Genomic DNA, 25,209 nt, shown 5'->3' with positions numbered 1-25,209 from the left:
GTTCAAATCCATGCATTGTACTCAAACAAGTCTATTATAGTCATCGTGGCTTAATTATTCTCAAACAATTTAATAAATTCATCTGGAGATTGTAGTCCAGATAAACTGATCTCCTCATTTATTACAAAGTAAGGAACCCCTCTAATCCCCAACTTTTGCGCATTACGTTGTCCTAATTCAACTTTCTCAATTCCATCACCATTCATAAGCCGCTTTTTTAGCTCAGCATCATCGTTAGTGACCCCGCTTGCTTTTGCTATTTGCACAAGTGCATCCACATCTCCGATGTTAATACCCTCTTCAAAATAAGCAGTATAGATATTCTCAATTAATTGCTCTTTCTTGTCCTCTGGAGCGATAGCTATTAATTGATGGGATAAAGTCGTATTGGGCATATATTTTACAATATCCATATTATATTTAAGGTCATAACTTTCCCCGTATTCGTTATATTGCTTCAATCTTGCTTCGAATTGAGGAATCCCGCCTAATCTGCCAATCATAACCTGCCGATAATCTTCACCTTCAGGACGAATACCAGTATTAATCTGAAAAGCATGCCAACGGACGGTTGCCTTTTTATCTTTGGGCAATTGTTTCAAAGCGGTTAACAAACTAGATGTTCCCATACGACACCAGGGACACATCGTATCCATATAAACGTCAATGATCAAGTCATTCATTAACTATTCACCAATGTCTTTACAGTTTTAATATGATGAATGTAATCGATGCTGCTCTGTGCTAATCGTTCAGCTGTAACATCAGAAGTATCGTTTAGTGCAAAGTGAGGCAAATAAGAGGCACTGATAAATCGAGCAAGCGCTTCTATCGGTCGTAATATTTCTTGCAGTGTAAAGCGATTGAACCCGCTTGCTTGATACGACTCTTCCGTACCGTAAGTCGAGATCGCAACACCGATTTCTTTACCTGCTGTTTTATTGCCATCTGGTCCGTAGGCCCAGTTGTATTGCAATACGGAATCAAACCACTTTTTGAGTAATGGCGGTGTACTGTACCAATAAAGCGGATATTGGAAAATAATCCGGTCATGCGCCTCAATCAACAGCTGCTCACTAGAAACATCGATATTTTCGTCTGGATATGCCTTATATAATTCATGAATCGTGATATCATCATGCTTCTGCAATTCTTCCAACCATGCTTTATTCCAGTTGGATGCGTCGATATTCGGGTGAGTAACGATTACTAAAGTTTTCATTTTATTTGCTCCATTTCATCATTTTATTTAGAAATCTTTTTTAAATTAAGGACAGGTTTCCAGCATGATTTCATTTATTCTCGAAAAATGATACGTTTTTCATAAATATACTTTCTTGTTTGTCCACTAATGGTCCATCAAGTTCTGTAATTCGCTTTAGTTCTATCCATTCAGGATCGTTGCGGAAACGATCGTAGTTGAGGTTACGCAATTCCATATTGGCATGCTCGACAACATAATAAAGACGGTTATTTGTTTCTTCAACGTCTTCCCAAAAATGCGTCACTTTCATGCCATGATTCATAAATAATTGAATTACATGATCTCTGAACCTATCTTGTATTGCCTGCATCTTGCCAGGATTCATATGATACACACGCAGCTCATACAACATCTCTTCACCTCCTCATTCAGTAAAATGACTCCTATTTCCTTCTTTTTAATCTATCTATTAAAAGGTAGGTTAAATTTTAAAAAAATATCCGCCTTTATTTTTTAAGTTAAAGCGGATAATAATCCTTCGGCTATCATGTTAAACTTAGCTAAATCCCGAAAACTTCTTGCAAGTAACTGCGCACCTTGAAGCGAAGCAAGAAATTGATGGGCTTGCACATCCGCAGCACCTTTAAAGTTTAGATGCTCTTCTCGCCGTCCCTGTTCCATGACTCTTTCCAACCATTCTAAATTAGCGGTGAAAAGCTGAGCCAGCCCTTCTCGTGTCTTACCTGATAAAGTAGCCAGGTCAGTTGAAAGCATGACGCCTAGACAAGTACAATAATCTTGAACAGGGCCACCGTAAAGCAAAGTGAATTTTCGTAGCTTTTCCAAATTGTTCTGTGTTTCGGTATCGATTTGAGCTATTGCAGAAATAAAATGTCTGTGATACCGTGCAATCAGCGCTTCCCCTAAATCCTCCTTGTTTGGGAAATGGTAATGAATACTGGCAGTGCGTATCCCTACTTTTTCTGCAATGTGTGCATAGCTGAATCCGTTAAACCCGGCATCCTGCACAATGGATTGGGCAGTATCCAAAATAATCTCTGCTGTATTCTTATTATTGTTCATGTTTGTATTCTACCTTTTAGTAGATAGTGTGTCAACCCATTTCATTCAGGGTGGTGATTATTGTGATATACCTTTAGAATAAAAACGATTAAATTTGACTGAATAAATTAACACATAGATAACCATTAGCGCAGCAAACAAATTTAGAAGAATCAACGAGAAGTTTAAACTAAAAAATTGAGTCAGCACTCCGACGCCAACAGGGGGAACAATGAATCCTGAGTATGCATAGAAATAAAATGCCGAAATGACTCGCGGACGTTCTTCCGGCTTCGGCAACTGGCTGGCAAATCTTAAAGAAACTTGAAACGTCCATCCGGCGCCAATTGCTTGAATGAATATGCCGGTCCAAAGCAAAAATAAACTCGCTGTCTGACCAGAAATAACAACAATCCACGATCCAATGGCAAGAAATAGGATTCCTATACGCATCCGTGTAACGGGATTACGCGGCCAAGGAAAGAACTGCATCAAGGCCCCCCCGCCTAGAAGCACCAATATTAACAACCCGGAAATAGAGAGATTGGTGGTGTGAATAACATTCTTAACGAAAGATGGAATAAGAGAAAACACACTTCCACCTAACGTGAAAAGAATAAAAATCGGAAGTCCAATAAAAGACAAGAACTGGGAACGAATATTTTCGGGAACACCAAGCGAAATTTTAGTTTTAGCCGGTTTCTGTGCTTGGGAATCTTCGCGCTTCGGTAACATTTCCAGAAATACCAAGGAACTCAATAACATGCCGAGCAGAAACCAATATGGCAAACGAAGAGGCTGAAAATGCATATATTGCACAATTAAGCCTGAAATAGCTGGGCCAAGGCCAAAACCGATGTTTACGATTACTCCCGATAACTTAATTGCTGTACCCACTTTATCGTGTGAGGTTTGTTTTAATAAAAAAGCGCTAGCAGTACCTGTAAAAGCACCATAGGCGATGCCTTCCAAGATCCTTGCCGCATAGAGCATCCATACGTTGAAACTCCCTATAAAGAGTAACGTCGATGCGATGGAAACCCATATACTGAAGCGAAGAACCCTTTTCAACCCCCAGGCGCTCCCTCTGGCGCCCACAACAAGCAAGGTCGGCAGCAGGATAGCGGCATATACGGCGAACAAAATGGTGATTTCCAAACTACTCAGCTTATAATGCTCCCCATACAAAGGGAATAATGAGGAAATAAACGTAGCTCCACAGGACATCATAAGAACAACCCAAAGCATTCTTTTCATTTTAGTAATTTCCCCTTCTTACTTTCATTATTTTACTTACTAGTAGATAAGTAATATTCATAGATAAACCGCCTTTAACTTTTAATAAGACGGTTTATCTGATTCAGAACTTGGGATACTACATCCTTCCCCAATGTTCGTTTATATTGCAGAGCACCTTTTATACATGACAGAATGGTATAAGCTAGTGCTTCAACCTCTTCTGATTTTTGAACGATATCTTCATTATACCCTTCTGTAAGAATACTTATTAAAACCTTTATTTCAAACTGACTTACCTCCTGTACCTTTTGTCTAATAATATCTGGTAAGGATACAAAATCAGATTGTAGAGATGATATTGGACATATCCCTTCCCCGCATATTTCAATTTGTCTAGCAATGAAATGCATAAGCTTCTCTTCTACTGTCATCGTAGAATTATTAATAAATAGTAAGTAATTCTCTAAATTTTGTTGTATCCGCTCGATAACGGCAACACCTAAATCCTCCTTTTTTTCAAAATGATAATGAATGCTTGCCTTGGTTACGCCCAATTGCTTAGACAGATCATCATAACTTATGGCAACATAACCTTTTTCTCGAATAAGTTTTAGCGCTAGGTTTAATATTTGTGTTTTTCGATTTTCCATAGCTGTAATATAACTTACTAGTAGATAAGTGTCAAGCCTAATGGAGCAGAATTCTCCCCCCGCGAGTTAATGATTCCATTATAATATCGCTATAAAAGATGACGTACGGAAAATACGGCTGCTTGTGTCCTGTCGCGTAGCCCTAGCTTCGCTATCAGATTGGAAACGTGATTTTTCACGGTACCTTCCGTAAGATACAGCAAGCCTGCTATTTCTTTATTATTGAGCCCTTGACCCAATAATGCGAGTACATCTTTCTCTCGTTCAGTCAATAGTCCCAACTCATCCGGCTCATTTTTACTTAATGGGTGTGCCTGTTCCGGGCTCCAATCCGACATTTTTTTTAATTCTTTGAGCAGCATCGCCGTGATATCGTGTTGAAGCACCGTCCCTCCACTGTACACCGACTGAATCGCACTGATGATCGCCTTCGATGGCATATCCTTCAATAAGTATCCATGAACGCCTTTCTCTAATACTTTCATAATGAGTTCCGCGTCATCGAAGTGGTCAGAATCAATACCTTCGTCTCCGGAAAGTGCTTGAGGATCAATTCTGTTCCTTCCATGCCGTCCATTCCTGGCATTCGAATATCCATCAACACTACATCCGGTTCCCATTCGATTACTTTCGAATAGGCATCTCTCCCATCCTCGGCAGTTCCAACCACTTCCATACCCGGCTCTAAACCTATGATGGTCGCAAGACCCTCTCTCATGAGCCGCTGATCGTCGACAATCAGGATTTTCAATTTTGTCGCTCCATTTCCGTTTTAGAATAAGGAAGCTTAACTTCAACAGCAAAGCCTGTCTTCTGATCCATCCTAAAATGCACTTCTCCGTTCCACTCCTTCACCCTTTCTTGCAAATTTATCAAACCAAACCCCGGCTTCAGTTCGGCAGGCAGCTCCCCGTCATTACGTATGCTTAGAGAAAATCCGGTTTCGGCATAGGTCAACAAAATGACAATATTGGTCGCATGGCCATGCTTCTGAGCATTGGTAAGGGATTCCTGTACAATTCGATAAGCCGTCAATTGAAGATCGCCCGGGAGGGCAACGGGTGTACCTTCGACTTCAAGAACAGTATGAACCTTTGCAAATTTGGTAAACTCTTCTGCTAAGCTGGTAAGGCTTTCATTTAAAGAAGTAGATGTAATAGACTCGTCTCGTATAGCCCTTACGGATAGACGTACCTCTTGCAAGGCAGATCTAATTAAATCCTCAGATTCCAAGTAGGCTTGCTCACTGCGTAAAGAATCCAGCCTGCTTAGCTTGCGAGCCACTTGCATTTGAACCAACAATGCCGTCAGTTTATGACCAACCGTATCATGAATATCCCGTGCAATTCTCACTCTTTCCCTTGCGGCTGCCCATTCCTCCGTTTGGAGTGCATACTCCTGCAGCCGCTCGTGGGATTGCATCAATTGTGCATACAGTTGCATTGTATCCATACGTGCCCTTTGATGGAAATTAATCAAAGAGCTCACAATACATGCGAATACAATGAACGAAGAGGAAATAAAATAGCTTGTTTCATCAACCGTTGATACAAATACCAATCAATGCTGCCCATCGTAACGATATAGAGTAATAGTAATAATATACCAGAGATGATGAGCACTCGGGTATTCTTTACAAACATGAAAATGGCTAAAGCCGTAATTCCAATAAATAGATGATTGGGGAATTTGCCGCCGATATAAACATAGCCATAAGAAGCGGATACCAAGAAATCGATGATCAGGAGGTGTAATAGCCAATGCTTTTTCATGCTGGAGTAAAATAGATAAACGAAAAGGAAAACCATCAAGGAAAATATAATAAAACTTAGTCTCCAAAAGATCGCAATCGAGTTTTCAAAATAAAACATCCCAGTCAGGACTAAATCAAATATGAGCTTCAGCCCGAAAAGCCATCTCAACGAAAGAGGATTCTTCCATACGATATCCGTTACTTTCAACATCATCTATAACTCCCTTATCATACAACTCCATGTTTGTCTGACGAAAGTTGAACAAAACGAAGCTTGACCAGGACAATCAGTCAAGCTTCGGCTTCTTAGGGTATACATAACCGCCTTACAGTAACCTTTTTAAAGTTATCTAAGCATATCTCTCCATTTCGCGGATTAGTCCGCTTCAGCCGAACGCTCCCACCATGTATTAACCTCTTCAAGCCGCTTGGTATAGGCTTCGCGAATCGTATATGCCGCTTGTGAGCCAACGGCCAAGCGAAGCGGCGAATGATCGCTTTTTATAACAGAAATGATCAATTCCACTGCTTTTGCTGGGTCTCCGATCTTGATGTTCGATATTCCTTTCTCATATGCTTCATACAGGTGAGCATATTCTTGTTTCTTCTCAGTCTGCTCCAGCGAGTTACCCAGAAACTCGGTAGCGAACACGGCAGGCTCAACAATCGTCGTCTTGATTCCGAAGCTTGCGAACTCTTTCTCGAATGCTTCGGAGAAGCCTTCGACGGCAAACTTGGATGCAGCGTACAGGCTGTACGGAGGCATGGACCAGGTTCCGAAGAACGATGAAAAATTAACGAAATGTCCCGATCCTTGACGTTTAAAGACGGGGAGGGTCGCTCGAATGACGTCCAGTACACCGAACACGTTGACGTCGAACTGCTTCCGGATCTGTTCATCCGTATACTCTTCCAGCATGCCGAACAGCCCGTATCCGGCATTATTCACAACAATATCGATTTTACCGAAAACGTCAACGGCTTCTTGAACAGCGGATTCAATTTGACCCTTGTTTGTAACGTCCATGGCAGCAAGGTGAACACGATCCGGTGCCATTTTTTTAAAATCCTGAATAGCTTCAAGTTTACGCGCCGTCGCGACGACTTTGTCCCCTGCTTGAAGCAGCTGCTCCACAAATTGTCGCCCAAATCCTGTCGAACTTCCTGTAATCAACCATACTTTACTCATCGTCTTGTTTTCTCCCTTTTAGTTTTTCCAAAAAATGTGTAAAAAAATTATAAGTCATGGATTTGCTTACGCGTCTCCTAACATAACCGTAGCGACTTGTTCCGGAATATCGAATTGTAACCAATGACAGGCCGGTTGAGTAGGCAAATGGAATCGACATGCTCCGGATGTTCGATCGCATAGTTGACCGCCGCGGGACCGGATGAATCATGCCCACCGGAACGATTTTGTCGAGTCCCAAGCTTTCGACTACCGCATGGAGATCGCCTAATTGCTGCTCGAAGCTATATTTTGCTCCAGCTGGTTTGTCGGAAGCGCCAAAGCCAATGAAATCGAATACGACGACTCTTCTTCCTCCTGCAACCAGGTAGGGAACCACATCATCGTAAATATGCAAATTGTCAGGAAAGCCGTGCATTAGCACAAAGGCAGGTCCGGTACCCGCGTAATCTCGAACATAGATGCTGTTCAGACCGCGGTCGATTCGATGCTCTTGAAAGTTCGTGTCATTGTGTTTATCCCACCCTTCTAGTTGATATACTTGGATTATGATTTCCTGTATTTATCAAGAAATACAGAAGCCGTAATGGCAATATAACAACTTTACTTACTAATAGATAAATTATGTCTCAAAAAAATTTAGCTTCTTTTTTCGAAGTGGTAATGAATTCTTGCCTTTGTAACGCCTAAGTGCTTAGATATATCGTCATAACTAAATTGCAACATATCCTTTTTCGCGAAACAGATCCAGCGATAGGTCAAGAATTTGTGTATTTCTGTTTTTCATATTCAAAATACTAACTTACTAGTTGATAAGTTGCCAAGAGTTCTTAACTCCTCTACATTTTCCTTCTTATTAAAATCTTTATTAGAACCTATCTTTGCAGGAATTATCACTTCCCTATCGTTGCCCCAAGTTTTATCCAAAAATATATAGCGACCAGATCCGAGCTCACTTATCTTGTAGCTGATTGGGGTTTTTTTGTAATAATCCTGATGTTCCACTTCAGCTTTCTTCTGCATAGGTGGGATTTTCCTTATGTCCTCCCGTATAACCACTTTTAACACGCAAGACACCGTCAAGCTTTTCGAAAGACTCTTCCATATGCCAGAAACAACCACCCGCAAAAATAGCGGTTTCGTAAGGCGTGCTCGAATCTTCATTAACTGTAGTTAAAACCTCTTGAGCATTCGCTATTTCCTTTTTCTGAAATGAACTGTAAAAGGAATAACCAATAAAGACTAATAGGGCAATGGTAAACATAAATAATTTACTTTTTTTAAAATTCATTTTCTTCTTCACCTAAGTGGTACTATTGGGGATCGTACCTCCCCTGGATTAGTTGTTCAAAAAACAATTAATTTCAAAAAAAGATCCAGCCGTTAGAATAATGAGAAGAAACACAATGATTAATCGCACCGTCAAGTTAGATTTTTTCACAAGCATCAAATCCACTCTCCTTTTTTTAGGCGCTCGGAATGAACGCGTTAGTTTTTCACTTATCCTTCTTTATTTTCTTACACTTGCATTTTAACAAGAAAAGAACGGAAGCAAATCTGTGGAAAGTCATGTATTCACAAAGAAAAAGGCAGAACATTTGGTCGCCAAAGCATGATAAATCTCACGCTCTATGCCAAAAGTCATGCTCATTGAAGTTTGTCGTTACTGTTTTTACTTTATTTTTCAAAACAAATTATCGGCGATACTCTAAGGGCGGGTAGCCCACCCCATCTAAACTATGAATCTTCGTGTATATATTGGCGACATAACGATGGTGAATTTAAATGGGATGATGGTATTTTATTTACAAACTAAACTTTTGGATAGTTAAAATAATATACACGCCTTTTAAAGAAGAGCCCTTTTGAGCCTCAGTCGGGAAACAATGGAAGTTCTTGTCCTCATCAAGGGACAAGAACTTCCATTGATAAAACGAAAAAGCCGCGCATAGCGCGGCTCCGTATCAACGTATGTTTTTGTCCCCCGTCAAAATAATAAGAAAAGGAACTCAAATTAACTTCTACTCTGTTTCTAATTTGTCCATTAACACAAACTCCCCATTAATGGTGACACAAAGTTCCCCTTATTTTAAGGTTTGAGGGGAACTTTATGTCATATCAATTTAAATTATCATGTTGATTCTAAAGGGTTTGTCGACTGTTATTATCATCAGAAAATTTTTCTTCAGCTTCCCATCTTGCGACCTCTTCACGAACTCGCGGGGCGACTTCCGTTCCCAATAGTTCAATGGCTTTCATAACATCCTCATGTGGCATGGTGCCGGCAGGTAAATGTAGGAAAAATCGTGAGAAGCCTAAATGTTTTTGCATATAAATAATTTTGTTGGCCACCGTTTCGGGATCGCCTACGTAGAATGCGCCTTCTGGGCTGCATGAGGCATCGAATTGTGAACGGCTATAATGTCCCCAACCACGCTCTTTACTCATTGAATTAAACACTGCCTGAGTGGGTGGGAAATACTTCTCGGCTGCAAGCGAGTTACTCTCCGCAATGAACCCGAGTGAGTGTACGGCAATCGGTAATTTCGATGCATCATGTCCTGCACGAGTAGCAGCGTTCTTATAGAGCGGCACGAGCGGAGCAAATTGCAAGGGGCTCCCGCCAATGATCGCCAAAACAAGAGGCAGTCCCAGTTCCCCTGCTCGTATTACCGATTGCGCATTACCCCCACTGCCAAGCCATACGGGTAAAGAGTTCTGAACCGGACGCGGATACACACCCAGATTCGTAATGGCCGATCGATGCTTTCCTTTCCAGGTTACCTTCTCCGAGTCCCTTATTTTTAATAATAGTTCCAATTTTTCCGCGTAAAGCTCATCATAGTCTTTTAAATCATAACCAAACAATGGGAACGCATCGACCATAGAGCCTCGACCCGCGATAATCTCAGCACGTCCATTTGAAATACCATCGAGCGTGGCAAATTGCTGAAACAAACGTACTGGATCAACTGCAGAGAGCACGGTAACCGAGCTGGTTAAGCGTATCCTTTTAGTCATGGACGCCGCTGCCGCCAGCACAACGACAGTAGCGGAATCCGCAAATTCCTTACGATGATGCTCACCGACCCCAAATATATCCAACCCAACCTGATCGGCAAGGACGATTTCTTCAACAACCTCACGCAACCGCTCCGCATGACTTATTGTCTTGCCCGTTTTAACATCCGGAGTTGTTTCGACAAATGTATCTACACCTATTTCCATTTTCAAATCCCCCTAAATATAAAATTATAGTAAAATCCTTCTTTCAAAAAGAATCTGATCCATCATTATTCGTATTGCCTTCACGATTCTTGATACCATATCCAATTTTCTTCAGCACGTGAATAAGTTCGAGCTTCTCCCCGTCCGTTGCGAAGGACAAATTGTCGGAGAGCGTTTGAACATGCTTTGGGAAGATATTATCGAAGTAACGTCGTCCTTCCCCGGTCAATGCCACATTTGTTTTACGTCGATCACCCGGGATGGGGAGCCGTTCCACGAACCCCTTCTTCTCCAGCTTATCGACCACGTAGGTGATACTCCCGCTGGGAATCGAGAAAGTATCGCTTATTATCTGGATGGAATGCGGACCTTTATTGTAAAGAAACTCGAGAATTCGGAAGGTTTCTAAACTGAGACCATAGCTGTCAATGGCACGTTCTAAGCTTACGAACAGCACTTTCATCGCGTTATTTATAACGCGTATCAGTCTTAAATCAAGAGCCTTACCCTCAGCGTCGCGATCAGCCATTCTTAAGCCCCCTTATTTGCGTTTATCATACAATGGATATTCCACTTCTGTAGGGACTTCGATTAGAAAAATTCGAAGCTTCTCTCCTTCAGCACGGATGCTGATTTCTCCCTCCTTTTCACATTGAACGATGGCAAAGTCTTTATTCTGAAATGTAACGGGATCTTGTCCAGGCACTAAAATGGAACCACCGGCGCCTTTAAACGACAATCCTGCAAGTGTCTGGTTCGGCAATAGCTTGTGGACGTATGACGCTCCTGGCTGAATCTCTACGTCAAACATTCGCGCAACAGCCACTAATTGTAGGACGGGTGAACCTTCTCCCAATATCGTCTTTACATTCACTCCATCCTGATGTGTCTGAGGAAACTGCTCGTGCTTGAACAGAGAATAGTTTGGTGCACGTTTTACCGCTTCATTCAAATAAGGCTCAAGCCAAATTTGAAAACCCTGGAAGCCCGCTTCGACGCTTTCGGCGTGCTGAACACCCGAGCCCGTTTGCATGAGTTGAAGATCACCAGGACCAAGGATACTTTCGCTTCCAGTTGTATCTCTGTGAAGTCCTTGGCCAGCTATTCCATAAGTCATAATCTCAAACCCAGAGTGTGGATGAAACCCGATACCTCCTTCCGCTTCGGCTTTTCCCCAAGCCCAGTAGAAAAGAGGACCAAGCCTAACCGTTACAGCTCCTTGCCCTGGGAACCCTAGAGGTTTCTGAGCCGTTATTTTGCCGTTATCGAATTCTTCTTTCGCTTGATATTCGGGGCCTAAAATTTGAATGTTCATTTGAAAGCTCCTCTATTAATCTTAATTTTAAATCCTAATAATATATATCCTAAAATTATTTATTCTATCTATATTTAGAATATATCTAGTTCATTTATTTGTCAACATGTGAAAGAAGCCTGAATAAATGGATAGCGGGTAATAACATCGAGATAATGTTCGTGTCAATTTCGAAAATGGGATAAAGTTCTTGTCAGTTAGCCGTGACAAGAACTTTATCCCATAAATCAAAAATGCCGCGATTTACGCGGCACTTAATGATATATGTTCTTGTGCATCTCAGCACGCATCCATTGAACACCGGTTAAATCAAGCTCTATGTCGATTTGCGACCGATTCTTCATCCTCCAACTTTTTCGGTTCTACGCGAATTCCACATGAAGCTTACGACATTCCTTATGCAAATGAAGGGTTTAGGTAATATGGCTCTTCGAATAGCTTGGTGTCACAGTTCCATCCGCAATCAGCAGTGTCTTCATCGTTGCTCCTCCTTCAACTTGAAAAACACCTTTCCCCTATAAGGGAAAGGTGCTCATTCCAAAGTATGACTTAATGTGACGAAACTTTATCGTCCTTGATCATCGTTTGGATGTAAAAATATCCCATAAAAGAGCACAAAACAAACATAAATACTGCAACGTATAATTTTCATCTCTAAAACTTTCGTGAATCGCCAGGATAATTGGTGCTATAACGACAAAACATAAAAGCAAGAAGGATGGGATGACTAGCGAAAGCCCAAAGATCCCCTGTTTCATATTTTTATTCATTGGCCTGCAACTTCTTGCTGCCAGCATTTTTGAATTTCTTTACCCAGATCACCTAGGTTGAAAGTTCGATAGCCTGCTGTCACATCCTTAAACTCATCTCTCAGTTTCGAAGGCATTTCCGACCATTTGATTCCTGGGTACCCGTACATTTTCTGAGTAATAACGGTTTGTGCTTCAGGTGTTAGTACAAAGTCTAGGAACTTAGCGACTGAATCTAAGCGCTCGGATAGCTTAGGAGCCATGAGATACGTCGGTCCTCCGGTGAAAGACGGGCTAATTTGTGTCAACTTCGTCGTTTCTGGAAGCAGCTTTTTGCTGATTTGCTCAAGCCCTTGATCGGACCATGCCGGGATCATATCTACCTCGCCGTTTGCCATTAATTCCAAAGTGCCTTGGTTTTTCTTCGGATATACGCCTTTTTGATACATCCTCGGATGAAGCTCCTTCAGCAGCTTAAAGCCTTTATCCCATTGCTTCGTCCATTTTGGATCTTGACTCGTGTTCGCTTCCGGTGGAAGGAAATTATAAATGACCGTTTGTACAAAAGAATCCCCAGACCCGCCGGTTGCTGGATCATTATAGGCAAAGCGGCCTGGATTTTTGCTAATCCACTCATAGAGCTCATCAGTCGTTTTGGGAGGATTCTTTACTTTCTCGCTGTTGTAGGCTAATACGACGGCTGAGGCACGGTAAGGAACGCCCTTCCCGTCCAAGTTCTTCAAATTATTTTCATCAATTTTACCTAAGTTGGGAATTAATGTTCCTCTAAAGGCAAACTTGCATTAGTCAGAGCCTGCTTACAACCGCGGATACGCTCACGATTGCTGCTGTTATCCATATCCTCTACCAGGATGGCGATCCGCTTGTGCCCTAGCTCCACCAAATGATTCCCGCCGGGTTACCTCCGAGGTAGTCATCGACCATCACGGTATCCACAGCCAGCGTTGGCATTTCACCTGTAATTAAAGCCATAGGGATATTTTGCTGAATCAGCTTTTTTAAGAATTGATCATTTTGAATCCGAGTTGCGGAGGTAATGCCGTCTACCCTCTTTTGCGTGAGCAGAGATAAATATTTCACTTCTTTGTCTGGGTCATTATCTGTGCTGCAAATAAATACACTAAAACCGTATTCATGTCCCAGATCCTCGACAGACCGGGCGATTTCAGCAAAAAATGGGTTTGCTAAATCCGGTAGTGTGAATCCAATCGTGTAGGTGCTTTTTCCCGTCAAAGCGGAAGCTACCATGCTCGGTTGGTAATTCAGCTGCTCCATTACACTGAATACGTGCTTTCTCGTCTTATCGCTAATTCTGCCTGTCTCGTTAATCACTTTAGATACGGTTGCGATGGACATCCCGGCGGTTTGGGCCACATCGTAAATGGTCGGTTTCATTCCATGCCCCTCTCAAACTTAGTTCCATTTCCCTGACACTCCATGTTGGATCTATCATACGATAAGTATAAAATCAGCTATTGTATTCTTGGTCAAAAATATTCTTGAAATTCAAATTATATCCTTTTTCTCCTGTAAAAAATCGAATTATTTAATTACAAGAAGTCATTGCTGTGCTTCATCGCATTCCTTATGCCAAGCAGATGCTTGTCATTAAAAGGATTAACGCTATTTCATTAGCTGGTATTTTAGGAGAATCCGGGGATTTAAGCGGTTTTGATCATGGTAACACCTTGCTTCGTCATGCGGGGCTCAACCTCACGGAAGCCAGTTCGGGGAAGTGGCGTGGAGCTCTCGTTCTACGTAAGTTGATTGGACTTCTAAAGATACGTTCACTTGTACTATTATAAGCATGTAAAGACTGAGGAACGCCTAAACCCAACCTATTCGTTAGGGCATTCACCTACTCTAGCCACAATAATGACAGATAGATAATCATGTATCATTTCTCGGGTAACATTCATTTCGATAAGATATAAGTCTGCCAGCGTTTTCTTAAATCGCAGAAGTGTTTCTCTATCACCTGCATCTTCTGGAACTGGTGTATATTCCACCAAAAAAACAGTTCTTGCAACATCATACAAAAAATCTCCATGGCACACATTCATGAAGTCTATAACCAATGCATGCCCGTTTGAAAGTAATATATTACCCGGATGAAAATCACCATGACAAAGTGTATCTCCATCTTTCAATCTATCCAGGATTTCTAATACTGCTTCTTGTTCCAATAAATTAGTCGATGGCGCTATTAATATATTGGATTTTAAAAATTCTTTGTAATTCATTACATTGCTAACTTTGTTCTGAACGATTGTCTTGTGCAGCCTTGCCATAAGTTCCGCACATCCCTGGAGGTCACCTGTTTTCAAAACCCAATCCAACAGGGATTCGCCCTCCACTCTGTCATATAAAATACCCATTCGCCCTTCGCAACAAATAATTTCATATGCCTTTGGTTTTGCAAAATTCATACCATTGATTGCCTTCGCGTTTTGAAACTCTCTTTCTACCGCTTTATTTGGATAGCCCTGATCGAAAAGCTTAAGCACTGTACCTTCTTCCCATTCATATACAGTTGCCGTATTGCCTTCACCAATTATTTTCCCGTATTTCAATTAAGTCACCATGCCTTTCAAACCCATTTTCACGCTCTACCGTGCTTCTGTTATTTAACAATCGTTCTGCGTTAGCGCAATCTAGCAGGAAAATAAATCGTTCCTTGTTCGATTAGCTTTAACATGTTTAAGTTGAGCAACGATGATGACACTAATGATTACGAGAAGGAACCATGAGCTGATCTTGCTGAAACTAACCAGTTGCCAGGTTTGGTGCTGATCAGGGTATTTCCAAGCGTCAAAAAATGTGGCTATATTTTCTGCTAACCAAATGAAAAAACCTACAATGAGAAAAGCGAGAGTTAAGGGCATTCGATAAGTTATAGTCCGAACCCGATATATGATCTGTGTTTTCCAGAAGACAATAAACACAAGTGCCGTCAACCACCAACGAAAATCGGGAATAAAATGATGTGTGAAAAAGTTGAAATAGATGGCTCCTCCTAACAGCACCGAGGACCTAAGCCCAGGCCAGCCGGTCATGTCCATCCGCAGTCTCCGCCACACCTGACACATAAAGCTTGCTACACTTGCATACATAAATCCGCTATAGAGCGGGACACCGAGCAACTTCGTATACCCAGGCTCAGGGTATGACCATGATCCCATCCATACCTTATATAACTCCAGCAACAATCCAATAAAGTGAAAAACACAGATTACTTTGATTTCATCACGTGTCTCTAATCCGCTGCGGTACATGAAGTATTGCACTCCAAGCAGTATAAGTAGAATGGCATCATAACGATAAATGAATGGTACCGCTATTACGTTAGAAAGAGCTAAAGTTCCAAAGATCGCAACAGGAAATATGCAGCTCATCGTCTGATGATAGCCAAAATGCAGGAGTTGAATGATTGGTTTCAATTATGCTTATCTCCTCCCCATGCATGATGTTGAGCGATTATATGATATATTGGTTACCATTATATTTCTTGCTCTTTTGTCTTAGATCAAGAATAAAGGCAAAATCCCTATTTAAAAAGAGAATTTTTTTCGTTTAATATTTCTTATTTTTTGTTACTCCACATAGGCATATTATGCGTAATGTCCATTTATATCTGTCTAAAGTCAAAGTCCATCCCTATATCCTATTTCATTAGTTATCTGATTCATTAATTCTACAATTGCAGGGTCTGGATCTGAAAAATAATAGATACTATTATATTTGTTGGAAACATCTAACTTCCACCAAAGCCAATGAAGTCTTGATTTATTTCTTATTTCTGACTTTGATACAACGAAGTAAACACTTCCTTTATCATCAATAAATAAATCTCTTCCCTTATCAGAATTATAAGCAAAACTAATTATTTTAGCTGCAGATTTTGTTTTTTCAAAGGAGATTCTTCTAACATCCTTAATTTTGTTTAAATCAAAATACTTCTGTATGAGTGTTTGGTTCTTGTAATATGTACCCCCTTTATAAAAATATAAGGTTTCAGCACCAAGCCCAAAATCAGAAAATTTCATTGTAGAAGGAACTACAGATTGAATCTTATATAATAAACAACCAAAACCAATAAGAATTATTGCAATCAAAATATATATAGACTTTCTTAATGTCATTGTAACCTCGCTGCACTTGTTAGTTTTACTTCATAAGGTGCTTTATATAAAACGTATTTATTGGTCCACTGTTGAGATGTAACTACAATCTTATCCTGAGTGTTCTCCTTACTAAAAATATATCCAGACCCCATCTGCTCAATAAAAATAAAACCTAAAGTTTTCATTCGTTTGATTAGTTCAGTTCCGCCTTCTTTCTGAGGTCCATTATAAATATACCAATTGTAGTCTCCTTGATCGGCTAAAAACACAATGGCATTGTGACTATTAAAGATTTTCTCGTATGCTTGTCTTTTGGTAACACCATCCAATGGTAGATCAGGTAAGTACAACTTAAAGTAAGAATAAATTGCGGCAATCAACAGTATTAAAATTAATATGCCAACAATGATTGATGTTGATTTCTTAAACCTTGTGATCTGCATTGAATTTCTCTCCTTAAACTAAATCTGGATTCACCTGCTAAGGTTACTTATGTACATAATAGACGATTTAACTAATGAAATGGTTACGTTAAACTGCCCGTTAACGTCAATGGAGGCTGCCGTTTGTGCCGGCAGCCTCGTTTCGTTCTGTATTGAGCTATAGTTCTCCGTTAGCCATCCATGCCCCTCGCAGGGCACCACAGATGAATGAAGATTCTTGGTCGACTACTTTCAGGTAGTTTAATACCCTAATAGACGACCATTATCATTCCACTGTCCATACATTTTATTTACACGAGTATGTTCAATAAACTTTGTCAATCGATTATGATACAACGTTGCATCGTGCCGCACTGACTGGATATTGTCAATTTTGACTCTAACATATAGTTCTGGCAAGGCTTGAAAATTGTGAAAGAGCGCTTCGTCCTGACGCATTTGCGCTAAGATATCTTCATGAATTATAAAAGATTCGGTGTTCATATCGGGCAATACTTTATTTCCAGATTCTGTCATGATGCCTAGTTTATCTAACCGTCGGACACGTTCTTTATTGAGCTCTGACCAGTTGCTCTTTTTTTTCCTGGGTGAAAATCGTTGCGCCGTTTGAGTGTCAGCCATTTTTTTACGTGTGCTATCAATCCAGCCAAAACACAAGGCTTCTTCAACAAAGTCTAAGTAACTTACGGAATGATGATTTGTAGTTAACCAACAATAATCTTCTGTAATGTGATAGTCACTTAGCCACTTTCGCCATTCTTGTCGAGTGTGAACTTGTACTATTTTATCTATTACCATTTATTCTGGTCACCCCTAGATTCTGGAATTCAACATCTCCAAATAGTGAGAATTGTACATAATACCCAGCACGTTACCAAATGGATCCGTGACGGAAGCCGTGATGAATCCCTCCCCACGATGTACAAGCGGTTCGTACTCTTCCGCTCCCATGGCCATCAAATTGTTAAGCGTGGCTTCTATATCATCAACATGCCAGTACATAATGGTCCCACCGGGGCCAGCCGTTGCACGCGCAGGAGCAAAACGGCGATCGATCAGACCTAGTTCGTGCTGGTAGTCTCCAAGGCGAAACTCGGCATAGGCTAGTTGACCATCTGGTCCTGATCGTTCGAAGTAAGGCGAACTGCCCAGCAGCTCAGAGTACCACGCCTTTGCCGCCTCCATATCATCTGCCCAATAACTGATGGTCGCAAATCCCTCGTAATGTTTGTTTTGCACTCATACTCAATTTCCTCCTAAGTTAAATATTATTGGTTTTATTGTTATTATAAGCAACCATTACTGACACCAATATGTCAGCAATGGTTGCTTTTATTCTGAATGTTTTAGACACTTGTCGTATTGATGTCTATGGACGTGAAGATATTTTCATTCAATTCCTCACCTATGTCAGTCATTTTAATAATATTACTCTAGTAAAGCTCATTCTCTTCTTTATCTTAAGTGAAAAAAAGGCCACCGATCCACCGGCAGCCTTGTTCTGGTCGTTTATTCAGCTATAGTTCTACGTAACTTCAACCTTTTAACCCTAATTTTGCAAGATTGGCAAAGCTGATCTTCAAACTTTCGAAAGGATTGCGGTCATAACAGTCGTCCTGCTCTACCGCAGCCCACTCCACGCCGATCTCCTCGCATGCTTGAATAATCCCTTTGAAATTCATATTACCTTCGCCGACTTCCGAAAAACGCTGTTTCCGATCCGGTGTCACAATCATGTCCTTGAAATGAACAACCTTCATTCTTCCTTCCATCTTACGAATCCACTCGATGGGATCGGCCCCACCAGCTTGCACCCAATAAACGTCCAGCTCGAAATCCACGCTATCTGGGTCCGACTCCTCAAATAAAATCTCCATGCCTGTTTTTCCGTCATATTTCGCGAACTCAAAGTCGTGGTTATGATAGATGAACTTTAACCCAGCACTTTTCAGCTGTCTCCCAAATTCCGAGGCTTGCTTTGCGAAAGTGGCGTAGCCTTGGCTGTTTTCGCGAAATTCCGGCGGGAGGCCGCCTAAACCGACATATTTGCAATTCCATGCTTTATGCTTCTCGATGACAGTATCCATATCGTTCAACAGCTCGTTGTACCCGATGTGCGTCGCGCAGATCGTCAAGCCTTCCTGATCAGCAAGCGCTTTAAATTCTTGAATGTCGATCGGTCCGACACCGGAAGCTTGTACGGCCTGGTACCCCATTTGCTTTACTTTTTTCAAGCTTTCGCTGATGTCCTTTGGGGTTTTCAGAAAGCTGCGAAGCGTATACAATTGCGCGGCGATTTTCATTCATCTCACTCCATTCGTCAAATTTGAGTCATTTCATATATATCATGGAATATGGCGCAGAGCCACAATAAATTGGACGACAAGCATCCCATTCTCAAATGCAGGGATGTACTTCTAATAAATAGGCTCATGCCATAGGCAATATGACCATTAGGCACATAGGATGATATCGGATTTAATATAATTTGCAAAGCGAGGAATTTACGATGACTTATGTTGTTCAACCCGGCGATACCTTATGGTCCATAGCAGCAAGATTCGGCACAACGGTTCAAGCTATTATGCAAGCAAACCAGCTCACAGATCCTAACTTCGTTTATGCCGGCTTAAGACTATTTATCCCTGTACCTGGTCCTGGTCCTGGCCCGGGACCAATATATCCGCCGGGCCCACCTGCAGATCGTGAGCTGGAAAGAAGAGTTACACGGTTGGAACGTGAGGTTACAAGGCTGAACAATCAGGTCGAACGTCTCGACAGACGGGTAGACCGGCTGGAACGCCCTTGATAAGCTTGTCCCAAACCAAACAGACAGGCTGCAGCCGTACTTGACACAGCCTGTTTGCTATTTCATTGCTTCGGCGGCTCATTGAAGCTCTGCCATTCAACCTCCCACTCCATCTATACACAGCGGTCAACCTTGTTTCTAACGTTTAACTGGTATGTATCATTCACGTTAGTCGAACCAATAAACTTTTAAACACGGAATATTGGCTTACAACGAAGACCTTGATGAAACAGCCGGATAAGCATAACATTATTGTATAGAGTGATAGACCACTAACTAATGCAATACTAATAAGCAGCTTCTACACAGAGGCTGCTTTTTAATCATCTTATAATTAAACCAATCTTTAGCGGAGTAGCGGGCAGCCATGATGCAGTCCTTATAATATTAAACTATAGTTTTCCGTTCTTATAATCCCCAAAAATCAGTGACAAGAAGTCACAAAATATGCTGCTAGTTTGATGCTATTTCGAAAACATCGCAAACTCAAAGTCACCGATAAGTAGGTACGAGACCGTTTTTTGCTTGTTTTCATTGAACAAAAACGATATGTAATACCTGTTCCTCACTGGATCTTTGGACAAAGACGAGGATTCCAGCTTGACTAATGTTTCGGTTAGGCTTTGATCCTCTTTCCAAAAGACATAGGTGGCATACTGATCACTATCTTCACTGTCCTTTTCAACACTCGCCCCATACTTTTGCTGGACATACATCTTGGGGGTGAGCAGGTTTACATTTCGGACCGTAGAAAACCTTGTAGATAAGTTATTTTCTGAACTGACCATTAGCCCTGCCGCTTTGCCATCCCTGTAATATACTACGAGCCCCTCATAATTATATTTTCCAAATATATTCTTTTCTGGCTGAATTCCAAACAACTTATCGATCTCTTCTTTCGCCATGCCAAGACGAATCTGCTTTTTCAAGACCGCATCGTATATGGATAAATCCTCAGTGCTAAAACGATCAGAGGAAAACGTGTCCTTCAAGGCGTTTGTGCTTATAGATATTTTATTATCCCCGTGCCAATATACCTTACAGCCGAGGCTCTCTGCCACAAACCGCAGCGGAATCATCGTAATGCTGTTCAAGATAACCGCTTCTACATCAAGCATTTTTTCTTCGTTATCCACAACGGCCTTTTTATTGCCGATTTGCAAAATTATTCTTTTGCTTTTGTATTTGATGTCAATGATACTCTCGGCTTCGTCCCACTTCAAGGTACCCCCCAGCTTTTCAATAATGATTCTTATAGGGAGTAAGGTAGTTCCCTCTATTAGTACCGGCGCCGTCTTAAACTCTGGATCAATTTCCTCTGTCTTCCCATTGAAAATCAGCTTCGGATTGCCGATTTCCAAAATAAAAAATCCATACTCACCATCTTCAGGGACGAGCTTATTTTCGTTTGCGGGCTCAGCGGCAAATGTACTATTCATTAATAAACAAAAAGCAAACATAAACAGTAAAACAACACAGATGCGTTTTCTCATTTCAGCGTCAGACCTCCATATTTATCCTGAATTTACCATTCTAATTTAATCATTCGTTGGTAATCTGAGTTATAAGGGGAGGGTAACGCTAAAACAGCCTAAAAAGGATACCGCCAAGGAATAGGTGAATTTTGCCGAACCTGTACACAACATTATCTTTTTCATTCTCAAATCGCAGCGTTCCTTCAGCTCCTAGCTCTCACAATAGGAGCCGATCTCTACCTGAGACAAATCGGTGCTCTCCAGCAGCTCGCAGGAGACCGATCCGCATGCGCAGGCATGTTAGACCTGCCCATTAGCACAACAGGTCACCGATTTTATCACCGGCAGCCTAACTTTCAGTATCAGCGAAAGGCCATCCATCCACTCGATACATCCCTATATCTCAAGCTTCTAACATCAATCGCTTGCTTACTTCACGCTCTGGGAAATCCAAGATTGGATCGATTCTCCCACCGGCTTCCAGCCAAGTAGATTCCGGGCATGAACAGCACGAACCCGGCTGTTGGTAGCGAGTGCAAACTGTGCGAATCCCCCCCAATTCCCCGACGGCTTCGTCAAATGACCAACTGACCGTTTGCCCTCCATATCCCAGGGCTCTACTTACGAATTTGGCCAGTTGACCGAAAGATTCTTCCCCATTTTCCGCATAGAAGTAGGATGCGGACGGAGCCTTCTCTACAGCAAGCAGGTACAACTTCGCTAGATCTTTAATATGAACATTGGACCAGCGGTTTACACCCTTACCGATATAGACGCCCGCGCCCATTTCCTTGGATTTTCGGATGATAAGCGGCAGGTGAACACTTTCCCTTGGAAGGCCAAGCGCAGTTCCATAGATCATACTTGGTACGATCACGATACTCCGTATGCCCTGTTCCACACCTGCTTTTCGTATCTGTTCGTTAATCATGACGCGATCTTTTTGCGGATCTATCGGCACAAACGGCGTTTCTTCTTCATAAATTTGCTGACCTTTAGACCCATCTATAGACTCTTATTCTGTTCACAGATTGCAGACTCGCTAAAATCACCGGTTAATGAGAAAAAGGTTTATTCCAAGCCTCTTCATTCAGTTCATTGTTAATGCCCACACCTGCCAATGAGCCCAAAGAAGCAGCTGTAATGGCCTGATGAAGTTGCGATGCTGCATCACCGGCACTAAAGACGCCAGGAACATTCGTTTTACCGAAATTATCAACGATGACAGTCCCTGCTTCCGTGATCTGGCAACCTATTACTTGCGGCTGGTCTGATCCGGTAATAAGCTTCGGTCTAAAAAATATCCCAGTGCATGGGATTCTTGTACCGTCCTCCAGAACAACTTGCTGCACCATGCCGTCGTTAGATTCGACAGACTGGATCGGTGTGTCAAATACAGGAACGTTATGTTGATTTAGTTCCTCACGTTGTGCGTCCGTCATTTCATCAGGACCATTGGTACAGATTGTAAAATGATTCGACCATCCAGATATTATTTTGGCCATGTGTAGTGCATCCGCTCCCTTGACAATTAAGACAAGCGGTTGCTCTCTAAGTTCCCAGCCATCACAATACGGGCAGATAAAGGCGCTTTTACCATATACATCTGCCAGCCCTTTAATATCCACTGGGAGGTCCTTCATACCTACTGCAAAGAGCAGCTTTTTGCTTCGATAGGTCTGTCCTCGTGCAGTCGTAATTTGAAAACAACCATCGGTTCCCGTGATCGATACCGCAGTATCCTCCACAAAGTAAACGGATGGATATGATCTAATTTGTTCCTTCGCAATTCGCCTAAATTCGCTTGGACTTATATGATCTCTAGTAAGAAAGCCGTGGGTCTGACGAGCAACCCCATTTCGCGGACGCCCTTCATCAATAACCACCACATTTTTTCTTGCCCTGCCTAGTACAAGAGCAGCATTTAGACCTGCCGGTCCTCCGCCGATAATAGCACAATCGTGAGTCATCCTGATTCTCCCTTTCGCTTTTCAATATTTATATTAGAGACATAATAGATTTATTATATCTTTAATAACTTTTGTAAAAATGACGGATCCTTACTCCGTTTGATTAATTTCGACAAATCCGCTATTTTTTTGTTCTACAGATACTGCTCCATCTGACGTTCGGCATCGATCACAACCTGCTGGATCAGACATTCGCTTCCGTGATTCAGGCTGCTTTCGAACAAAGAAGCGGTCCCTTCGATCGCATGGATGATATCGAGAAAGGAGATATCATCCTGCTTCTGTCTGAGGCGGTATCCACCGTTTGCGCCTGGAATATTTCATTCAGCATCTACATTAACGACTTTATGAATCCATAATAACTCTAATGTTTCTGAAAGGCAAGCATTTATTCCATACAATCGCTCATTTCCCAGTATCCAAGCAGCTTTTGCGCTATCCTGTCCGTCCCTCGGTTTACTTGAATGAACAAAAAAATGAGTTGCCGCGAGGCAAGCTCCATTACTATCGTTTCTCGTTAGCTCAATCATTAACTATATACTTGGTGGTCTGAGCAAATTCTTGAGTTATCGGGCATTAGTCAGGAATTCAAAGCAATGTGGCAGCGCCAAGAAGTGATTTATGTCCCCGAAGGGCATAAGATCATTTATCATCCAACTGCAGGAACAGCCGATAAAAAAATACAAGAAGCCCGTTTTTTTGTTTTCTTTGAGTAGCCCATCCAATCAATTTATTAGGATGTTTCACATATACGATGTCTTCATCTGAGTACGTGATTAATAACCAACTACTTTGGCGCTGAAAAATATTTTCGTGTATCGTTGCGTATTTGTCTTGGCAGGACGCGCTCCAAATCCTCATTCAGCCATTTTAGCGTCTTGCTTCGCAGAAACGACCTCATGTGTTCTTCTGCCTCTAGCATAACTAAATTTATCGTGCAAGGAGGCGTATCTGCTGTACAAGACGTACACTCTTTATCTTGGTACAGAATGCCGTTTGCAATTATGTTTTTGCATTGAAAAATAGGATTTGTGCCTTCAATTGCATCGATTACGTCCAAAAATGAAATTTCTTCTGGAGATTTGGACAAACTATAACCGCCCTTAACACCAGGAATGGATTTAACGATGCCAGCCTTTGTTAATTTGCCAAACATCTTAGAGAGGTACGTTTCAGAAATTCCTTGAAAAGCGGAAAGTTCTTTTATACCAATGCTGGAATCTGGTGGAACTTCGATTAAATATACAAGGCAGTGCAGTGCATATTCAACACCAATACTATACTGCATGAAAAACCTACTCCTTAGAACGAACTTTAGTTAATATTTATATTAAGATATAAAAAAAAATGTCAAATCTGTACATACCTTCACCCATTAGGAGATATTACTATGACCAAAACACTTATTATTAATGCCCATCCGAAAGTGGATTCAATAGACTCTTATACATTACTGGTTTTGAATAAATTTTTAAAAACGTATAAGGAACTAAACCCAATGGAAACTATTGAATAGATCAATTTATACGATATTCATATTCCCATGGTAGATCGGACACTATTAAATGCAAGAGAAAGACTAACAAAAGGAGAACCACTTAGCAATGAAGATCAACTAGTATTAGATCGGACAGTTGAACTTCTTAAGCAATAGATAACATCATTATTCCTCGTGAGACCTATAAATTTACCGAAAATGGCTCCGTAGGCTTATTAAATGACGGCAGAAGCCTCTTAGTTATTCAGGGAAGCGGCTCAATTTATACAAATAACGATTGGTATACAGAGGTTGAATACTCACACAAATATCTGAAATCCATGTTCAATTTTTTAGGGATTGAAGATTATCAAATTATTAGAGCTCAAGGTACTGCCATTAGAAATCGGGAAATCGTAATAGAAGAAGCCTACAAAGATGCTGACCAAGCTGCCAGACATTTGTCTGGTTTAGTTAGGTCATAAAGGGATACTAAAAGTT

At 41.4% G+C, this 25,209-nt stretch carries 27 protein-coding genes and 7 pseudogenes; 4 read left to right on the top strand and 30 right to left on the bottom strand.

Translation table 11 applies throughout. The features are described from left to right. Positions 1–50: 50 nt before the first annotated feature. The 18 genes and pseudogenes from QFZ80_RS13990 to QFZ80_RS13900 form a co-directional block, all read right to left on the bottom strand. Entirely contained in the window at positions 51–683 is a 633-nt protein-coding gene (locus QFZ80_RS13990) for a DsbA family oxidoreductase (protein ID WP_307559445.1), read from the bottom strand. After that, positions 683–1,222, bottom strand: a complete 540-nt coding sequence (locus tag QFZ80_RS13985; RefSeq protein WP_307546074.1) for an NAD(P)H-dependent oxidoreductase — start codon at positions 1,220–1,222, stop codon at positions 683–685. Before QFZ80_RS13985 ends, QFZ80_RS13990 begins: the two co-directional genes overlap by 1 nt. Before the next feature lie 70 nt (positions 1,223–1,292). Further along, the gene (locus QFZ80_RS13980) at positions 1,293–1,616 is read right to left on the bottom strand and encodes an NIPSNAP family protein (RefSeq protein WP_307559442.1); all 324 of its coding nucleotides are present in this window, start codon (positions 1,614–1,616) and stop codon (positions 1,293–1,295) included. 101 nt (positions 1,617–1,717) lie between these two features. After that, a complete protein-coding gene (locus QFZ80_RS13975; protein WP_307559440.1) occupies positions 1,718–2,287 on the bottom strand; it encodes a TetR/AcrR family transcriptional regulator in 570 nt (189 codons plus the stop codon). Between the two features lie 57 nt (positions 2,288–2,344). Next, a complete protein-coding gene (locus tag QFZ80_RS13970; RefSeq protein ID WP_307564116.1) occupies positions 2,345–3,496 on the bottom strand; it encodes an MFS transporter in 1,152 nt (383 codons plus the stop codon). 101 nt (positions 3,497–3,597) lie between these two features. Then, complete coding sequence (locus QFZ80_RS13965) at positions 3,598–4,155, bottom strand: TetR/AcrR family transcriptional regulator (protein WP_307546078.1); 558 nt, start codon at positions 4,153–4,155, stop codon at positions 3,598–3,600. Positions 4,156–4,244: 89 nt separating this feature from the next. Then, positions 4,245–4,873 (bottom strand): annotated as a pseudogene (locus tag QFZ80_RS13960) (response regulator). Between the two features lie 29 nt (positions 4,874–4,902). After that, positions 4,903–5,607: a sensor histidine kinase gene (locus QFZ80_RS13955; protein WP_307559437.1), complete on the bottom strand. Its 705-nt coding sequence runs from the start codon at positions 5,605–5,607 to the stop codon at positions 4,903–4,905. Positions 5,608–5,639: 32 nt separating this feature from the next. Next, positions 5,640–6,122 (bottom strand): hypothetical protein, encoded by a 483-nt coding sequence (locus tag QFZ80_RS13950; RefSeq protein ID WP_307546079.1) that lies wholly within the window; start codon positions 6,120–6,122, stop codon positions 5,640–5,642. A 162-nt stretch (positions 6,123–6,284) separates the two neighbouring features. After that, the gene (locus QFZ80_RS13945; protein ID WP_307546080.1) at positions 6,285–7,097 is read right to left on the bottom strand and encodes an SDR family NAD(P)-dependent oxidoreductase; all 813 of its coding nucleotides are present in this window, start codon (positions 7,095–7,097) and stop codon (positions 6,285–6,287) included. Beyond that, positions 7,090–7,521 (bottom strand): alpha/beta fold hydrolase, encoded by a 432-nt coding sequence (locus QFZ80_RS13940; RefSeq protein ID WP_307546081.1) that lies wholly within the window; start codon positions 7,519–7,521, stop codon positions 7,090–7,092. Before QFZ80_RS13940 ends, QFZ80_RS13945 begins: the two co-directional genes overlap by 8 nt. A gap of 365 nt (positions 7,522–7,886) precedes the next feature. Continuing rightward, entirely contained in the window at positions 7,887–8,120 is a 234-nt protein-coding gene (locus tag QFZ80_RS13935) for a hypothetical protein (RefSeq protein ID WP_307546082.1), read from the bottom strand. Continuing rightward, a pseudogene (locus tag QFZ80_RS38965) lies at positions 8,113–8,295 on the bottom strand (peptide-methionine (S)-S-oxide reductase); the annotation flags it as partial. The gene QFZ80_RS13935 and the pseudogene QFZ80_RS38965, both read right to left, overlap by 8 nt. Positions 8,296–9,239: 944 nt before the next feature. Next, positions 9,240–10,325: an LLM class flavin-dependent oxidoreductase gene (locus tag QFZ80_RS13925; protein WP_307546084.1), complete on the bottom strand. Its 1,086-nt coding sequence runs from the start codon at positions 10,323–10,325 to the stop codon at positions 9,240–9,242. A 43-nt stretch (positions 10,326–10,368) separates the two neighbouring features. Beyond that, the gene (locus tag QFZ80_RS13920) at positions 10,369–10,854 is read right to left on the bottom strand and encodes a MarR family winged helix-turn-helix transcriptional regulator (protein WP_307546085.1); all 486 of its coding nucleotides are present in this window, start codon (positions 10,852–10,854) and stop codon (positions 10,369–10,371) included. Between the two features lie 12 nt (positions 10,855–10,866). After that, positions 10,867–11,640 carry a pirin family protein gene (locus QFZ80_RS13915; RefSeq protein WP_307546086.1) on the bottom strand — a complete coding sequence of 258 codons (774 nt, stop codon included), beginning with the start codon at positions 11,638–11,640 and terminating at the stop codon, positions 10,867–10,869. Positions 11,641–12,406: 766 nt separating this feature from the next. Continuing rightward, on the bottom strand, positions 12,407–13,165 hold the full coding sequence (locus QFZ80_RS13910) for an extracellular solute-binding protein (protein ID WP_307564114.1): 759 nt from the start codon (positions 13,163–13,165) through the stop codon (positions 12,407–12,409). Positions 13,166–13,280: 115 nt separating this feature from the next. Further along, positions 13,281–13,805 carry a LacI family DNA-binding transcriptional regulator gene (locus tag QFZ80_RS13900; protein ID WP_307559435.1) on the bottom strand — a complete coding sequence of 175 codons (525 nt, stop codon included), beginning with the start codon at positions 13,803–13,805 and terminating at the stop codon, positions 13,281–13,283. Positions 13,806–13,966: 161 nt separating this feature from the next. Here QFZ80_RS13900 and QFZ80_RS13895 point away from each other — a divergent pair. Continuing rightward, positions 13,967–14,173: pseudogene (locus tag QFZ80_RS13895) on the top strand (transposase); the annotation flags it as partial. A 75-nt stretch (positions 14,174–14,248) separates the two neighbouring features. On the opposite strand, the gene QFZ80_RS13890 reads toward QFZ80_RS13895, so the two are convergent. The 7 genes and pseudogenes from QFZ80_RS13890 to QFZ80_RS13860 form a co-directional block, all read right to left on the bottom strand. Next, entirely contained in the window at positions 14,249–14,983 is a 735-nt protein-coding gene (locus tag QFZ80_RS13890) for an aminoglycoside phosphotransferase family protein (RefSeq protein ID WP_307559433.1), read from the bottom strand. An 81-nt stretch (positions 14,984–15,064) separates the two neighbouring features. Next, on the bottom strand, positions 15,065–15,850 hold the full coding sequence (locus tag QFZ80_RS13885; RefSeq protein ID WP_307559431.1) for a DUF817 domain-containing protein: 786 nt from the start codon (positions 15,848–15,850) through the stop codon (positions 15,065–15,067). 204 nt (positions 15,851–16,054) lie between these two features. Continuing rightward, positions 16,055–16,552 (bottom strand): hypothetical protein, encoded by a 498-nt coding sequence (locus QFZ80_RS13880; RefSeq protein ID WP_307559429.1) that lies wholly within the window; start codon positions 16,550–16,552, stop codon positions 16,055–16,057. Then, positions 16,549–16,977, bottom strand: a complete 429-nt coding sequence (locus QFZ80_RS13875) for a type II toxin-antitoxin system HicA family toxin (RefSeq protein ID WP_307559427.1) — start codon at positions 16,975–16,977, stop codon at positions 16,549–16,551. The genes QFZ80_RS13880 and QFZ80_RS13875 overlap by 4 nt, the downstream gene beginning before the upstream one ends. 240 nt (positions 16,978–17,217) lie before the next feature. Further along, positions 17,218–17,775 (bottom strand): YdeI/OmpD-associated family protein, encoded by a 558-nt coding sequence (locus QFZ80_RS13870; protein ID WP_307546093.1) that lies wholly within the window; start codon positions 17,773–17,775, stop codon positions 17,218–17,220. 15 nt (positions 17,776–17,790) lie between these two features. Continuing rightward, a pseudogene (locus QFZ80_RS13865) lies at positions 17,791–18,220 on the bottom strand (VOC family protein). Positions 18,221–18,512: 292 nt separating this feature from the next. Then, positions 18,513–19,280, bottom strand: coding sequence for a sugar phosphate isomerase/epimerase family protein (locus QFZ80_RS13860; protein WP_307546095.1), 768 nt, complete (start codon positions 19,278–19,280; stop codon positions 18,513–18,515). A gap of 206 nt (positions 19,281–19,486) precedes the next feature. Here QFZ80_RS13860 and QFZ80_RS13855 point away from each other — a divergent pair, with 206 nt between their 5' ends. Then, positions 19,487–19,786 (top strand): LysM peptidoglycan-binding domain-containing protein, encoded by a 300-nt coding sequence (locus tag QFZ80_RS13855; protein ID WP_307546096.1) that lies wholly within the window; start codon positions 19,487–19,489, stop codon positions 19,784–19,786. Positions 19,787–20,250: 464 nt separating this feature from the next. Here the strand turns inward: QFZ80_RS13855 and QFZ80_RS13850 are convergent, their stop codons facing one another. The 4 genes and pseudogenes from QFZ80_RS13850 to QFZ80_RS13835 all read right to left on the bottom strand — a co-directional run. Then, entirely contained in the window at positions 20,251–21,279 is a 1,029-nt protein-coding gene (locus QFZ80_RS13850; protein ID WP_307559423.1) for a copper amine oxidase N-terminal domain-containing protein, read from the bottom strand. Positions 21,280–21,664: 385 nt separating this feature from the next. Then, the gene (locus tag QFZ80_RS13845; RefSeq protein WP_307559421.1) at positions 21,665–22,222 is read right to left on the bottom strand and encodes an NAD-dependent epimerase/dehydratase family protein; all 558 of its coding nucleotides are present in this window, start codon (positions 22,220–22,222) and stop codon (positions 21,665–21,667) included. 94 nt (positions 22,223–22,316) lie between these two features. Continuing rightward, positions 22,317–23,231 (bottom strand): NAD(P)/FAD-dependent oxidoreductase, encoded by a 915-nt coding sequence (locus QFZ80_RS13840; protein ID WP_307546099.1) that lies wholly within the window; start codon positions 23,229–23,231, stop codon positions 22,317–22,319. Between the two features lie 134 nt (positions 23,232–23,365). After that, positions 23,366–23,551: pseudogene (locus QFZ80_RS13835) on the bottom strand (Rrf2 family transcriptional regulator); the annotation flags it as partial. A 234-nt stretch (positions 23,552–23,785) separates the two neighbouring features. Between QFZ80_RS13835 and QFZ80_RS38960 the strand changes: the two are divergent. Then, positions 23,786–23,947 (top strand): annotated as a pseudogene (locus QFZ80_RS38960) (hypothetical protein); the annotation flags it as partial. A 71-nt stretch (positions 23,948–24,018) separates the two neighbouring features. Here the strand turns inward: QFZ80_RS38960 and QFZ80_RS13830 are convergent. Continuing rightward, entirely contained in the window at positions 24,019–24,519 is a 501-nt protein-coding gene (locus tag QFZ80_RS13830; RefSeq protein WP_307559419.1) for an RrF2 family transcriptional regulator, read from the bottom strand. Between the two features lie 102 nt (positions 24,520–24,621). Here QFZ80_RS13830 and QFZ80_RS13825 point away from each other — a divergent pair. Beyond that, a pseudogene (locus QFZ80_RS13825) lies at positions 24,622–25,193 on the top strand (NAD(P)H-dependent oxidoreductase). The last annotated feature ends 16 nt before the right edge of the window (positions 25,194–25,209 follow it).

The organism is Paenibacillus sp. V4I7 (assembly GCF_030817275.1).
Lineage (GTDB): Bacteria > Bacillota > Bacilli > Paenibacillales > NBRC-103111 > Paenibacillus_E.
This window is presented reverse-complemented; position numbering and strand designations above follow the sequence as displayed.